Annotated in this window: 12 protein-coding genes; 4 read left to right on the top strand and 8 right to left on the bottom strand. The window is 61.2% G+C overall.

What is annotated here, in order from left to right:
- Positions 1-3: 3 nt before the first annotated feature.
- From ASD36_RS25300 to ASD36_RS25320, 5 genes are all read right to left on the bottom strand, one after another.
- Positions 4-885: a F0F1 ATP synthase subunit gamma gene (locus ASD36_RS25300; RefSeq protein WP_060502768.1), complete on the bottom strand. Its 882-nt coding sequence runs from the start codon at positions 883-885 to the stop codon at positions 4-6.
- A 27-nt stretch (positions 886-912) separates the two neighbouring features.
- Positions 913-2,442 (bottom strand): F0F1 ATP synthase subunit alpha, encoded by a 1,530-nt coding sequence (atpA, locus tag ASD36_RS25305; protein WP_060502767.1) that lies wholly within the window; start codon positions 2,440-2,442, stop codon positions 913-915.
- Positions 2,442-3,008 (bottom strand): F0F1 ATP synthase subunit delta, encoded by a 567-nt coding sequence (locus tag ASD36_RS25310; protein ID WP_060502766.1) that lies wholly within the window; start codon positions 3,006-3,008, stop codon positions 2,442-2,444. Before ASD36_RS25310 ends, atpA begins: the two co-directional genes overlap by 1 nt.
- A 262-nt stretch (positions 3,009-3,270) precedes the next feature.
- Positions 3,271-3,657, bottom strand: coding sequence for a hypothetical protein (locus ASD36_RS25315; protein WP_060502765.1), 387 nt, complete (start codon positions 3,655-3,657; stop codon positions 3,271-3,273).
- A gap of 288 nt (positions 3,658-3,945) precedes the next feature.
- Positions 3,946-6,150, bottom strand: coding sequence for a primosomal protein N' (locus ASD36_RS25320; RefSeq protein WP_060502764.1), 2,205 nt, complete (start codon positions 6,148-6,150; stop codon positions 3,946-3,948).
- Positions 6,151-6,232: 82 nt separating this feature from the next.
- Here ASD36_RS25320 and fsa point away from each other — a divergent pair, with 82 nt between their 5' ends.
- On the top strand, positions 6,233-6,886 hold the full coding sequence (fsa, locus tag ASD36_RS25325; protein WP_060502763.1) for a fructose-6-phosphate aldolase: 654 nt from the start codon (positions 6,233-6,235) through the stop codon (positions 6,884-6,886).
- Positions 6,887-6,946: 60 nt separating this feature from the next.
- Here the strand turns inward: fsa and ASD36_RS25330 are convergent, their stop codons facing one another.
- Together ASD36_RS25330 and ASD36_RS25335 are read right to left on the bottom strand one after the other, a co-directional pair.
- Positions 6,947-8,077, bottom strand: coding sequence for an AAA family ATPase (locus tag ASD36_RS25330; RefSeq protein ID WP_060502762.1), 1,131 nt, complete (start codon positions 8,075-8,077; stop codon positions 6,947-6,949).
- A gap of 10 nt (positions 8,078-8,087) precedes the next feature.
- Positions 8,088-9,014 (bottom strand): GNAT family N-acetyltransferase, encoded by a 927-nt coding sequence (locus ASD36_RS25335; RefSeq protein ID WP_060502761.1) that lies wholly within the window; start codon positions 9,012-9,014, stop codon positions 8,088-8,090.
- Between the two features lie 131 nt (positions 9,015-9,145).
- Between ASD36_RS25335 and ASD36_RS25340 the strand changes: the two genes are divergently transcribed.
- The 3 genes from ASD36_RS25340 (at position 9,146) to ftsZ (ending at position 12,642) form a co-directional block, all read left to right on the top strand.
- The gene (locus ASD36_RS25340) at positions 9,146-10,087 is read left to right on the top strand and encodes a tyrosine recombinase XerC (RefSeq protein ID WP_060502760.1); all 942 of its coding nucleotides are present in this window, start codon (positions 9,146-9,148) and stop codon (positions 10,085-10,087) included.
- 99 nt (positions 10,088-10,186) lie between these two features.
- Positions 10,187-11,290, top strand: coding sequence for a TraB/GumN family protein (locus ASD36_RS25345; protein ID WP_060502875.1), 1,104 nt, complete (start codon positions 10,187-10,189; stop codon positions 11,288-11,290).
- 326 nt (positions 11,291-11,616) lie between these two features.
- Entirely contained in the window at positions 11,617-12,642 is a 1,026-nt protein-coding gene (gene ftsZ, locus ASD36_RS25350) for a cell division protein FtsZ (protein ID WP_060502759.1), read from the top strand.
- 62 nt (positions 12,643-12,704) lie between these two features.
- Here the strand turns inward: ftsZ and ASD36_RS25355 are convergent, their stop codons facing one another.
- Positions 12,705-13,952, bottom strand: coding sequence for a CHASE3 domain-containing protein (locus ASD36_RS25355; RefSeq protein WP_060512025.1), 1,248 nt, complete (start codon positions 13,950-13,952; stop codon positions 12,705-12,707).
- Positions 13,953-13,966: the final 14 nt, after the last annotated feature.

A 13,966-nucleotide genomic window follows, 5' to 3' on the forward strand; every position in this document is an offset into this window, starting at 1 on the left:
ACCTTAGAGCGCTTCCGCGCCCGAAATGATTTCAATGAGTTCCTTGGTGATCTGAGCCTGGCGCTGACGGTTGTAGGACAATGTCAGCTTGTTGATCATTTCACCGGCATTGCGCGTGGCGTTGTCCATCGCGCTCATTTTGGCACCCATTTCACCGGCAACATTTTCGAGCAGAGCCCGGAAAACCTGCACCGAAATGTTGCGCGGAATAAGATCGTTGAGGATCTCGCCCGCATCTGGCTCGTATTCGTAGATCGCAGCCGCTGCATCCGTCTGCTCCGCGCCTGCCGGAACGGCAGCCGGGATCAGCTGAAGAGCTGTCGGAACCTGCGATATCACCGACTTGAATTCCGAATAGAACAGCGTGCAGACATCGAACTCGTTCTTTTCGAACAGGCTGATGATCTTCTTGCCAATCTGGTCGGCATTTTCAAAGCCGATCTTCTTGACTTCACGCAGGTCGACACGGTCGATGATCAGCGATGCGAATTCGCGGCGCAGGATATCGAAGCCCTTCTTGCCGACGCAGACGATCTTCACCGTCTTGCCTTCGGCAAGCAGCTTGCGCACGTGGTCACGGGCAAAGCGGGCAATCTGCGAGTTGAAACCACCGCAGAGGCCGCGTTCCGCCGTGCAGACCACGAGCAGATGCGTCTGGTTCTGACCGTTGCCGGTCATCAGGCGAGGTGCACTATCATCCGAACCGACAGCGGCGGCGATGTTCGAAAGAACAGCGCTCATCCGTTGCGAGTAAGGCCGTGCGGCCTCGGCCGCCTCCTGCGCACGCCGAAGCTTCGCCGCGGCGACCATTTTCATCGCCTTGGTGATCTTCTGCGTCGCCTTGACGGAGGCGATCCTGTTTTTCAGATCCTTAAGTGAAGGCATCGGTTGTCCGTCCTAACTGGTACCCGATCAGGCGAAGGATTTCGCAAACGTGTCGATGGCAGCCTTGAGCTTGCCCTTGACGTCGTCGCTGATTGCCTTGTCCTTGCGGATAGCCTCAAGAATGTCCTTGCCTTCGGAACGCATGTACGACAGCAGACCCTGCTCGAACGCGCCAACCTTGTTGACGGCGATCTTGTCGAGGTAACCGTTCACGCCAGCGAAGATGACCGCGACCTGCTCTTCCGTCTTCAGCGGCGAGAACTGCGGCTGCTTCAGGAGTTCGGTCAGGCGTGCACCACGGTTCAACAGACGCTGCGTTGCAGCATCGAGGTCGGAACCGAACTGGGCAAACGCTGCCATTTCGCGATACTGGGCGAGTTCACCCTTGATCGAACCAGCAACCTGCTTCATCGCCTTGATCTGGGCGGCCGAACCAACGCGGGAAACCGACAGACCGACGTTAACAGCCGGGCGGATACCCTGGTAGAACAGGTCCGTTTCAAGGAAGATCTGGCCGTCGGTGATCGAGATCACGTTGGTTGGGATGAACGCCGAAACGTCGTTACCCTGGGTTTCGATGACCGGCAGAGCCGTCAGCGAACCAGCACCCATCTCGTCGGAAAGCTTTGCAGCGCGCTCGAGCAGACGGGAATGCAGGTAGAAAACGTCGCCCGGATAAGCTTCGCGGCCCGGAGGACGACGCAGAAGCAGAGACATCTGACGATAGGCCACAGCCTGCTTCGACAAGTCGTCGTAACCGATCAGAGCGTGCATGCTGTTGTCGCGGAAGTATTCGCCCATGGCAGCGCCAGCGAACGGTGCGAGATACTGCATCGGAGCCGGATCGGACGCCGTTGCGGCGATGATGATCGAGTACTTCAGTGCGCCGCGCTCTTCGAGCACCTTAACGAACTGAGCAACCGTCGAACGCTTCTGGCCGATAGCGACGTAAACGCAGTACAGCTTTTCGCTGTCCGGGCCGTTGTCGTGGATCGACTTCTGGTTCAGGATCGTGTCGAGAATGATGGCGGTCTTGCCGGTCTGACGGTCACCGATGACCAGCTCGCGCTGGCCGCGGCCAACCGGGATCAGAGCGTCGATGGCCTTGAGGCCGGTCGACATCGGCTCATGAACCGACTTGCGCGGGATGATGCCCGGCGCCTTGACGTCAACGCGCGAGCGCTGCTTGGCATTGATCGGGCCCTTGCCGTCGATCGGATTGCCGAGTGCGTCAACAACGCGGCCGAGCAGTTCCGGACCAACCGGAACGTCAACGATGGCGCCGGTCCGCTTGACGGTGTCGCCTTCCTTGATTTCGCGGTCGGCGCCGAAAATAACGACACCAACGTTGTCGGCTTCAAGGTTCAGCGCCATGCCGCGAATTCCACCCGGGAATTCGACCATCTCACCTGCCTGAACATTGTCCAGACCGTAGACGCGGGCAATACCGTCACCGACGGAAAGCACTTGACCGACTTCGGAGACAACTGCCTCCTGGCCGAAGTTTTTGATTTGATCTTTGAGAATTGCGGAAATTTCCGCGGCGCGGATATCCATCAGCCGACCTCTTTCAGTGCAAGCTTAAGGCTAGAAAGCTTTGTGCGAAGGGAAGTGTCAATCTGGCGGGACCCGACCTTGACGATCAGACCACCGAGAATAGAGGGTTCAACCGTGACGTTGAGCGTCACGTCTTTGCCGGTGACGCCCTTGAGCGCCGCCTTCAATTCAGTCTGCTGCGCTGCCGTCAGGGCATGCGCCGAAGTCACGTCAGCAGAAACTTCGCCACGATGACGGGCAGCAGTTTCGCGATAGGACTTGACGATGCCAGGCACCGCGAACAGGCGGCGATTGCGTGCAACCACCTTCAGGAAGTTACCGACCAGACCCGAAATACCGGCCTTCGCGATGATCGCGGAAATGGCCTTGAACTGGTCGTCGGCAGAAAAGATCGGGCTGACGATAAGACGCTTCAGATCAGCGCTCTCGTTGATCAGCGACTGGAACTTGTCCAGATCCGCCCCCACGCTCTCCACCGAACCCGCCTCCAGTGCGAGATCGAAAAGCGAAGACGCGTACCTTTCTGCAACACCGGAAATAAGCTGGGATGTGTCTGCCACGGGCACAAGCTTCTCTTATTTTAATTCAAGAGCGATGTCTGCGGAGAACCGTAAACCCAACACCTTGAATTTGTTGCTATATTTTAAAGGACATACAAGCCGGGCGGCCTGTTTCCCCCACAAGTCGCGGTTCGTCTAGCATAGGATATCTGGACTCGCAACACGCGAACCGCACGAATGCGCATAGTTCTGGCCGGTTTGGCCAAATTTTGACAAAAAGGGGGTATGAGCTGACGAGGTCCGCGCTGTAGGCCCTTGCTGGCCGGGTTTAGATAAAACCAAAGACATAGGCCAGGGGCAACGCCGAGAGCACGATCTGGACGATCAGATACAACCAGTTCACAACCGTATTGCCGCTGTCCGACAGCATCGACAGGATGCGTCCGAACGCCGCAAGCGCAAAGGCAGCACCGAGCGCCAGATAGACCATCGGCTGGGCCAAAAGCAGCGCGGCAATGCCAAGCCCGAGATGAAAGCCGCCCATCGTGGAGCGCGCCTCCGCATACCCGCCGCGTCGGCCTTCACGCAGATCTATCCCCAGAGCCCGGAAGGCAATGCCCGGTGCAAACAGGAAGACAAGCCCGAGCAGCGAGGTCATTACGGCGGCGCAGAACGCCAGGAATTCTCCCGTTTCGGTTGGAATGTAGAACTCCATGCCTGTCCCCTCATGTCTTGCGCCGACTTCGCGACGAGAGAGGATTAACGCAGTGGAAAGGAAAAGGGAATCAGGTGCAGAGAGGTAATCCAAAGGTAGCTTGCCCGCCTACGCCGGACTGCCCCTCACCCTAGCCCTCTCCCCGCTCGCGGGGAGAGGGGACGACGGAGCGGATCATTCGCTCCCAGCTATATCGTCGCGAGGTGGAAAGAAGGTGCGGCATATCCCTTCTCCCCGCAGACGGGGAGAAGGTGGCCGACAGGCCGGATGAGGGGCTTTTTCGCGATTCTACAAAAAGCTCTGCGGATCGATATCCAGCTGGACGCTGACCGATCCGCGAACCTTCGGCCCGTTCGCCATCATCGTCTTCACGAAGGCCTGCATGTCGCTGTTGCGCCGTCCGTGCACCAGAAGCCGGAACCGGTGCCGTCCGCGGATCAGCGCCAGCGGCGCTTCGGCCGGGCCCAGAATAGTAATGCCGCTCACCTTGGGAGCCGCCTGCCGCAGACCGCGCGCGTGACCCTCTGCATCGGGGCGGGTATCGGCCGAGACGATGATCGAGGCAAGGCGGCCAAACGGCGGCAGCAATGCCTTTTCCCGCTCGCCGATTTCGCGTTCGTAAAACGCTTCCGAATCGCCCGAAACGATCGCCTGCATCACCGGATGTTGCGGCTGGTAGGTCTGCAGCAGGCCAAGCGACTTGAGGCCGGTGCGCCCCGCCCGGCCCGTCACCTGGCTAAGCAGCTGGAATGTCCGCTCCGCCGCACGCGGATCGCCGTTGGCAAGCCCGATATCGGCATCGACAATGCCGACGAAAGTCATCATCGGGAAATTATGTCCCTTGGCGACCAGCTGCGTGCCGACGACAATATCCGCCTCGCCCTTGGCAATGGCTTCGAGCTCCAGCCGCAAGCGCTTGACGCCCATCAGGTCGGACGACAGCACGATGGTGCGGGCATCGGGAAAATGCCGGTCGACCTCCTCGGCGATCCGCTCGACACCCGGGCCGCAGGCAACCAGATGATCGAGCGTGCCGCATTCCGGGCAGCTCTCCGGCGTCTTTTGCGCATAGCCGCAATGATGGCACTGGATCTGGCCACGGAACCGGTGCTCGACCAGCCAGCTGGAGCAGTCCGGGCACTGAAACCGGTGGCCGCAGACCCGGCAGAGCGTCAGCGGCGCATAGCCGCGCCGGTTGAGAAACAGCAACGCCTGTTCACCGCGCTCCACCGCCTTGCCGATATAGCGCAGCATCACCGGCGACAGGAAACCGCCGCGCTCCGGCGGATGTTTGCGCATGTCGACAAGCCCCAGATCCGGCAGCGCCGCATCGCCAAACCGCGTCGGCAGATGGATCGGATTGTAGCGGCCAAGATCGCCATTGACCCGGCTTTCGACCGATGGCGTCGCAGACACCAGCACGATCGGGAATTCGCCGATCCGGGCCCGCACCACCGCCATGTCACGCGCATTATAGAAGACACGATCTTCCTGCTTGTAGGCCGGGTCATGCTCCTCATCGACAATGATCAGCCCAAGATTCTCGAACGGCAGGAACAGCGCGGAACGCGCGCCGGCGACGACCCGCACGCCGCCCTCCGTCACCTGCCGCCAGACTTTTTCGCGGGTCCGTGGCGCAAGGTCCGAGTGCCATTCGGCCGGCTTGGAGCCAAAGCGATCCTGAAACCGTTCGAGGAAACTCGCCGTCAGCGCAATTTCCGGCAAAAGGATCAGCACCTGCTTTCCGGCCTTCAGGGTCGCGGCAATCGCCTCGAAATAGACCTCGGTCTTGCCGGAGCCGGTAATGCCATCGATGAGGGACACAGAAAACCCGCCGGCATCGACGCTTTCCAGAAGATCGATGGCCGCCTGTTTCTGCGGTCCCTCGAGCCGGTGCCCGGCATAATCGGGATCGGGTGCCGCCACCACCGGCGGCGGCGGCATGAACACGGTCTCGAACACGCCTTGCGCGGTCAGCCCGTCGATGACGCTGGACGAGGTACCAGCCGCATGCGCCAGCCCGGAACGGGTCCAGGTAAATCCGTTGTCGGCCGTCGCGATCACCCGCTCACGCGCCGATGTCATCCGCTCCGGCCGCATGTCCGTCAGCCGCAAGCCTTCTATCATGGGCTCCGGATCAAACGCCGCCGGAGCCCGGAGCGCCATGCGCGCCACCAGACCGGGCGGTGAAACCGTATAGGACGCGACCCAGTCGAGAAAGGTGCGCATATCCTTCGCCAGAGGCGGGCAATCGAAGACCTGGGTAATCGCCTTCAATTTCTTTGGATCGACACTGCCATCGTCAACGCCGTCCCAGACGACGCCCACCACCTGGCGTGGCCCGAGCGGCACCTGGACGATCGATCCGGGCTCGACGGCCATTCCCTCCGGCACGGCATAGGAGTATGGTTTCGGGGCGGGCATCGGCACCAGAACGGGCACGACGCGGCGGGCGAACAGGTCGTCAAACAAATCGGTCGAATCTTCAGTCATCGGCCGTGACCTTGCCCCCGGATTGCGTTAAAGAAAACCCCGAAACAACACAGCAGCCCCCGCATCCCAAGGGAGAATACCAATGAAGTTTTTTGTCGATACAGCCGATGTCAATGAAATCCGGGAGTTGAATGACCTGGGCCTCGTCGACGGCGTCACGACCAACCCTTCGCTGATCCTGAAGTCCGGCCGCAATATCGTCGAAGTGACCAAGGAAATCTGCAGCATCGTTGAAGGCCCGGTTTCTGCCGAAGTCGCCGCCACCGAATACGAGCAGATGATGAAGGAAGCGGCTGTCATTTCGAAGATCGCCGACAATATCTGCATCAAGCTGCCGTTGACGCTCGATGGCCTCAAGGCCTGCAAGAACCTGTCGTCGGATGGTCACCTGACCAACGTCACCCTGTGCTTCTCGGCCAACCAGGCCCTGCTCGCCGCCAAGGCTGGCGCCACCTTCGTCTCGCCCTTCGTCGGCCGCCTCGACGACATCGCCTTCGACGGCATGGACCTGATCCGCGAAATCCGCCAGATCTTCGACAACTACGGCTACGAGACCGAAATCCTCGCCGCCTCGATCCGTACGGTCAACCACGTCAAGGAAGCCGCCCTGATCGGCGCCGACGTCATCACCGCCCCGCCGGCAACGCTGAAGGCCCTCGTCAAGCACCCGCTGACCGACAAGGGCCTCGAAACCTTCCTGGCCGACTGGGCCAAGACCGGCCAGAAGATCGCCTGATTTTTTGAGGTTTTGGAATGAACGAAGCCCCGCGAGACGATCGCGGGGCTTTTTTTGTTTCTAATCATCCTCATCGATCACGCCGGTCAGCCGCATCCCCTCGATCCAGGTCGCGCCGTCGTTGCGGATCACCCGTTTCGGGCGGGTACCGCAACGCTTGTGGATTTCCGTGGCTAGCAGTTCGGAATGGGTGACGATCCAGATCTGGCTGTCGGTCGATGCTTGCGCGATCATTTCGGCAAGTGCGGGCAGCATGTCGGGATGCAGGCTGGTTTCCGGTTCATTGAGCGCGATGAAGCGGGGTTTGCGGTAGGAGAGCAGCGCACCAGCCAGCGCCAGGAACCGCATCTGGCCGTCCGACAGCTCCCGCGGTGAAAACTGGCGTTGCGGAAAATCCGGGAAGACCAGCGAGAATTCGGCGAACTCTTCTGGTTCGGGCACGACAAGCCGGGCGCCGCCAAAGGCATCGGCAATCGCCCGGTCGAGATCGACCGTATCCTGGCGGGTATGAAACAGCGTCGCAAAGACGGCCGCGAGGTTGGAGCCGTCCTCGTCCAGCATCGGCGCGGTGACGGCAAGACAGGGCGAGCGCAGCGGTGAATCGCGGTCCGTGCGGAACCCATGGAAAAAGCGCCAGCCATCGATCGCCCGCCGGAACGTGCCGATCTCCGGGTAATGCCCGGCGTCGCCCAAGAGCGCGATGGCGGTTTCCGAGGTCAGCGCCTGTTCCGGGTGTTCCTCCATGCGGCCTGCCGCATTTCTGACGAAGATGCCCGGCCCGGCCCGCTTCATAACCGTCACCGGCCGGCCGGCATCGACCTTCAGCTCCTCCTCCTTCACCTGCGGCTCGAAGATGAACCCGGCAGCAGCCTTTGCGGGACGCAACCCGGCCTCGACACGGTAGAGGAAACTCAGCGCCTGAACCTCGTCGAGCAGCTCGACCTCAAGCTTGATGCGAACGGGATCGCCGCTGCGGCGCCTGCCGCTCCACAGCGCCGAAGCCATGCCGCCTTCGCGGGCAATCTCGTGCGCCAGCCTCCCACGCACGGCCGCCTGGATCAGCTGCAGGGCACGGTAGAGATTGGACTTGCCGACACCGTTTTCGCCGATGAACAGGTTGACGCCGGCCATATCCATGCGGATGGATTTGAGCGAACGGTAATTGGCGGCGAACATGGAGCGAATCTGCATGATGCAGAATTTACCCGATCGTCTCCACTGACGAAACCGGGTTGCGGAACTGTGTATTGCCATCGAACGCCAGATCAAAGACGGTGTGGCGTTCCAGAGCGCGCGTCACCTCGATCGGATCGCCATCCAGCGCATCCGGCTGAATGAGGTTGCCGATGGTGAAATCGAACAGGTCGCCCTTCTTGTTCAAAAGCTCATGAAACACCGTCATGTCGCGCAGTTCGGTCGACCATTTGGCGAGCCAGTAGAACAGCCCGGAATTGCGCGCCGACATATGCACCGGCAGGATGGCCAGATTGTACTTGCGGGCAAAGCCGACAGCCGACGTTTTCCATGGCCGCTCATTGAGCCGCCCATTCGCCCAATAGGCGATCCGGCCGGAGGGAAACAGCACTGTCGCCTTGCCCTCCGAGATCGCCCGGTTGGTGATCTGCAGCGTTTCACGCGCCTTCAGCTTGCTCTTGTAGTCCTCGCGCCACTCGACCGGGATGACCATTTCGGCAAAGCGCGGATTGACCCGGATGGCATCGCGATTGGCAAAGAACATCATGTCGGGGCGGCGGATTTTTAAGAGATCAAACACCGCAATACCGTCGGCAATGCCGGTCGGATGGTTGCTCACCAGCAAGAAACCACCCGTTTCGGGGATACGCTCTTCGTTACGCACGCGGATATCAAGCGACAGGGTCCGGCTCAGGTGTTCGAACGCCTGGAAACCCGGGGCATTGGCAACAGCGTCGGCAAACTCGATCGCCTTGCGGTAGTTCAGCAGCATGTAGAGAAACGGCCGCATCACCGGCCAGAGCGGATGCTGGACGATACGCTGGCCGCGTTCGGCAATCAGCGTATCGACGATATGGCCCGGCTGGCCATGCGATACCAGCGCCACCGTCTCTGCGAAATAGGTGAAACCGCTTGCCGAATCCCGTCGCGCCATCGCTTCTTCCGCCTTGCCTGCGCTTGAGCTATCGCAGTTGAATATGATCCGGGCATGACAAATTCCAAGGGCCGTTAGGAAAAACATAACCGGCTGGCGCGCAGAGTCGCGATCATCTGAAATCGCGGAGCATGGCTGTGAACGAACTGCTGATCATTGGTCATCCCGAGTTGATGGCCGAGCGCCAGCGCTGGCTTTCCGGCCTTGGAGAGGAGCGGCGGCTGTCGGACAAGACAGTCGAAGCCTATGAGCGCGACACGCGGCAATTCCTGCATTTCCTGACCGGGCACCTCAGCGGCCCTGCCCGGCTGAGCGACATCAGCGCGTTGCGCCCCGGCGATCTGCGCGGCTTTCTCGCCGCGCGCCGGCGGGATGGCGCCGGAGCGCGAACGCTTGGACGCGGGCTGGCCGGCCTGCGCTCGTTCCTGCGCTATCTGGAAAAGAAAGGCATGGCCAACGCCGCCGGTGCTTCTGCCGTTCGCTCGCCCAAACAACCGAAATCCCTACCAAAGCCGCTGACGGCAACGGATGCGCTGACGGTCGTTACCAATGATGCGCAACTGGCCGAAGAGCCCTGGATTGCCGCACGCAACGCTGCCGTCCTGACGTTGCTCTACGGCTGCGGCCTGCGTATTTCCGAAGCGCTGGCCCTGACGCCAGCCGATTTTGCCGGTACGCCGACAGCGCTGCGCATCCATGGCAAGGGCGGCAAGACCCGCATCGTGCCGCTGATCTCGACGGCGGTCGATGCCATACGCGCCTATGAAAAACTCTGCCCCTATCATCTGGCAGCGGACGGCCCGCTGTTTCGCGGCGCCAAGGGCGGCAAGCTGCAACCGGCGATCATCCAGCGCGAGATGCAGAAGCTGCGCGGCGCGCTTGGCCTGCCGGATACGGCAACGCCGCATGCCTTGCGCCACTCCTTCGCCACCCATCTGCTCGCGGGCGGCGGCGACTTGAGGACCATCCAGGAACTGCTCGGTCATGCCAGCCTGTCAACCACGCAGGTATATACCGGCGTCGATTCCGCACGGCTGCTCGAAATCTATGATCGTGCTCACCCACGCGCCTGAATTATGCCGGTTAACCCGCGTTAACCAGTTTTGTTAAACGGCCCGTGAGGCCTGGGCAGCTAGAATCGCCGGATTGATGTTTCGCAGACAGGATCGATGATGTTTCAGCACTGGGCAAAACCGGCACGCAGCCTGGCAGATAGATTGACCAGCAGGTTGGGCGATAACCTGCTTGCGCTGATCGCCACGCTGCACGTCCTGTTTGCACTCAGCCTGATCGTCACCCTTCTGTCGATTTCCCCGGCCCATGCCGAAGAGGTATCCTGCGGCGGCAAGAACCTGATCGCCGAAATGCGCACATCCGATCCAGCCCGGTTCGCGGCGCTGGAAAAGGAGGCGGCGGCCGTTCCGAACGGCAAGGGCACATTCTGGAAGATCGAGAAGCCCGGCGTTGCGCCATCCTATCTGCTCGGCACCATGCACGTCACCGATCCGCGCGTTCTGGCCATGCCTGCCGGCGCCAGCCAGGCCTATGACACATCCGGGACCGTCATCGTCGAATCCGACGAGATCGTCGATGACCGCAAAGCTGCCGCTGCGATCATGATGCAGCCCGGTTTGACTATGTTTGCCGATGGCAAGTCGATCAAGGACTTCCTCAAGCCCGAAGACGTTGCGAAGCTGGAAGCGGGGTTGAAGACGCGCGGCATTCCGCTGACGCTGGTGGCCAAGATGAAGCCGTGGATGATTGCCAGTTTCGTTGCCCTGCCCGCCTGCGAAATGAGTCGCAAGGCCGCCGGCGCCGCGTTCCTCGATAAAAAGCTGGCCGAGGATGCCTTGAAACAGGGCAAGAGCCTGAAAGGGCTGGAGACCCTGGTCGAGCAATTGCAGGCCATGGATGCGCTGCCGGTGCAGTTTCATCTGGAAGCGCTGATCGAGACATTGGCACTCGGCGACACCATTACCGACGTCATGGAAACAACCACCGAGCTTTATCTCTCCGGCGATACCGGCCTGATCATGCCAATGATGAAAGCGGTTTCGGAAGAGAAGTCCACCAGCGATGATGCAGGCTACGCCGATTTCGAACAACGCATCATCACCGACCGCAACAAGACCATGGCGACGAGAGCCAGGCCGATCCTCGACGGTGGCGCTGTCTTCATGGCCGTCGGCGCCCTGCACCTGCCGGGCAACGAAGGCGTGATCGAACTTCTGCGCAAGGACGGCTTTACCGTCACCAGCATGTCGGCCGCCAATTGAGCGGCCTCCCTCTTCTCTCCCGCAGGGAGAAGTGCCAAACGCAGTGAGGCGATGAGGGGCGTTTCGGCGTATTCCGCACCTGCGGTCCCCCCACCCGGCCTTTCAGGCCACCTTCTCGCCGCCGGGGAGAAGGGACAGATCACCCTCCAGAAACCCTCGCCAGCACAGCAATTTTAGCTGTGACTCTTGCACGCGCGCCGTCTCTCTGCCTTTTTGCCATCATAACCTGCAGCGGCCTGATTCGCGCCCGCTCCGCTTCGTATTCGATGCAGCTCCCGGAACGCGCTTCCACACGCCGGGGCCGCAACCAAGTCCAAGGAGACAAGATGACAGAGATCAAGAAACCCGTGATTTCGGAAATGAGGCCGAAGATCACTGTCATCGGCGTCGGCGGCGGTGGCGGCAATGCCATCAACAACATGATCTCCGAGGGCCTGCAGGGCGCCGAATTTGTTGCCGCCAACACTGACGCGCAGGCGCTGACCATGTCGAAGGCGACCCGGCTGATCCAGCTCGGAGCACAGGTGACCGAAGGTCTCGGCGCAGGCTCGTTGCCGGAAGTCGGCCGCGCTGCAGCCGAGGAATCGATCGACGAGATCATGGATCATCTCGGCGGCACCCATATGTGTTTCGTCACCGCCGGCATGGGTGGTGGCACGGGCACCGGTGCCGCACCGGTCATCGCTCAGGCCGCGCGCAATGCCGGTATCCTGACGGTCGCCGTCGTCACCAAGCCGTTCAGCTTCGAAGGCAAGCGGCGCATGCAATCGGCTGAAGAAGGCATCGAACGGCTGCGTGAAGCGGCCGATACCGTCATCGTCATTCCCAACCAGAACCTCTTCCGTATCGCCGACGCCAAGACCACCTTTGCCGACGCGTTCGTCATAGCCGACCGGGTTCTCTATTCCGGCGTCGGCTGCATCACCGACCTGATCGTCAAGGAAGGCCTGATCAACCTCGACTTCGCCGACGTCAAATCGGTGATGAAGGGCATGGGTCGCGCGATGATGGGTACCGGCGAAGCCAGCGGCGACAGCCGCGCCTCCAAGGCAGCCGAAGCAGCGATTGCCAACCCGCTGCTCAGCGAAGTTTCGATGAAGGGTGCCAAAGGCGTGCTGATCTCGATCTCCGGCGGCTCCGACATGACGCTGTTCGAAGTCGATGAGGCAGCGACCCGTATCCGCGAGGAAGTCTATGAGGACGCCGACATCGTCGTCGGCGCGATCTTCGACAAGAGCCTTGATGGCGTCTTCCGCGTTTCCGTCGTTGCCACCGGCCTCGACGGTCAGGCTGCGGGCACCGATGCCGGCGCAATCCCCGCGCAGGCGGCTCAGTTCCGCACCCTGCAGTAAGCCTATCGACGCGCGGCGCTGGTATCCCCGGCGCCGCCGTTTTCTGTCAGGATTGAGGCTGGCTACGCTGCCGGATCGAACCGCACCCGGAAGGCGCTGACGGGGTGAGCGATGTTCTTGACCTTGAGGAATCCCAGATCATCGAAAACCAGATGCCGCTGCTTGCGGATGTGATCGCGAACCGCGCGTGAGATGCAGATCCCGCCGGGATCCGCCATTGGCTCCAGCCGCGCTGCTACATTCACCGTATCGCCAAAAATATCGCCATCCTGCACGATGACATCGCCGACATTGATGCCGATGCGGAACATCAGGTGCTGTTCTTCCGGCAGGTCTGCGTTGTCCGCCGCCATCGTCCCCTGGATTTCCACCGCGCAATCGATCGCCGACAGCGCACTGGCAAAGGCGACAAGCACGCTGTCGCCCGCCGTGGTGACAATGCTGCCGCTGTGATTGGCAATGATCGGATCGATCCGGTCCCGCACGTCTTTCAGCCGCGCTAGGGTCTGGGCTTCATCGCCCTCCATCATCCGGCTATAGCCAACGATATCGGCCGCCATGATGGCGAGCAGCTTGCGGTCGAGATGCTGCAGCAATTCGTCGCGCGACGCTTCTGCCGACCGTGCGCGCCGCAATGTGGCGCGCACGGCGATGACGCCCATCAGGGCGGTCAACATCGCCAGCCCGATCACCATCATCTCCAGTACGAACCCGGCGCGGCGCGCCTGATTAGCCCTGAGCGTCATCAGGCTTTCCTCTTCCCTGCGCATGCGCTCCAAAACGTCACGCACGCCGTCCATCAAGACCTTGCCCTGACCGTTGCGCAGCATGGCAATGGCGGCGCCTTCATCACCGGCGCGGCGATGCTCAATGGTCTGGCGCAGCTCTGACAGCTTCTGGGTGGTCAGCGACCGCAGCACCGCAACATTGCCGTCCTGGCGGCGATTGTCGGACACTCCGGTGGCAAGGCTCTCCACGCTGGCGCTGATCGCGCTGACAGCCTTGTCGTAAGGCTCGAGGTAAAAGGGGTCACCGGTCAGAAGATAACCGCGCTGTCCGATTTCCGCATCCTGGAGCTGGGATTGCACGATGGAAATCAGGCGCTCGTTGTGAACCGTGTGTGCGACGGCCTCGTCCGCTTCCTGGCCCTTCTTGGACACCCAGAAGGATGCTCCCAGGAGCAGGACGATAAACACGGCGACGCCCACGGTGATCAGCCGCAGGTTCTGCCCTGCCTCGTAGCGGATGTGACGGATGACCGTCGATGTTCTCGGACCGGAAAGCTTGGGCGCACTGAAATCGGATGCCACGGATATCTGCCTTG

It is taken from the genome of Rhizobium sp. Root1334 (genome assembly GCF_001426665.1).
Classification (GTDB): Bacteria; Pseudomonadota; Alphaproteobacteria; order Rhizobiales; family Rhizobiaceae; genus Pararhizobium.

Excerpts from the sequence above, each read along its gene's own strand:
- ASD36_RS25335 (WP_060502761.1), bottom strand. The coding sequence starts at position 9,014 with ATGGCGCGACGGGATTCGGCAAGCGGTTTCACCTATTTCGCAGAGACG.
- ASD36_RS25320 (WP_060502764.1), bottom strand. The coding sequence starts at position 6,150 with ATGACTGAAGATTCGACCGATTTGTTTGACGACCTGTTCGCCCGCCGC.
- ftsZ (WP_060502759.1), top strand. The coding sequence starts at position 11,617 with ATGACAGAGATCAAGAAACCCGTGATTTCGGAAATGAGGCCGAAGATC.
- atpA (WP_060502767.1), bottom strand. The coding sequence starts at position 2,442 with ATGGATATCCGCGCCGCGGAAATTTCCGCAATTCTCAAAGATCAAATC.
- ASD36_RS25330 (WP_060502762.1), bottom strand. The coding sequence starts at position 8,077 with ATGCAGATTCGCTCCATGTTCGCCGCCAATTACCGTTCGCTCAAATCC.
- ASD36_RS25300 (WP_060502768.1), bottom strand. The coding sequence starts at position 885 with ATGCCTTCACTTAAGGATCTGAAAAACAGGATCGCCTCCGTCAAGGCG.
- fsa (WP_060502763.1), top strand. The coding sequence starts at position 6,233 with ATGAAGTTTTTTGTCGATACAGCCGATGTCAATGAAATCCGGGAGTTG.
- ASD36_RS25315 (WP_060502765.1), bottom strand. The coding sequence starts at position 3,657 with ATGGAGTTCTACATTCCAACCGAAACGGGAGAATTCCTGGCGTTCTGC.
- ASD36_RS25345 (WP_060502875.1), top strand. The coding sequence starts at position 10,187 with ATGTTTCAGCACTGGGCAAAACCGGCACGCAGCCTGGCAGATAGATTG.
- ASD36_RS25340 (WP_060502760.1), top strand. The coding sequence starts at position 9,146 with ATGGCTGTGAACGAACTGCTGATCATTGGTCATCCCGAGTTGATGGCC.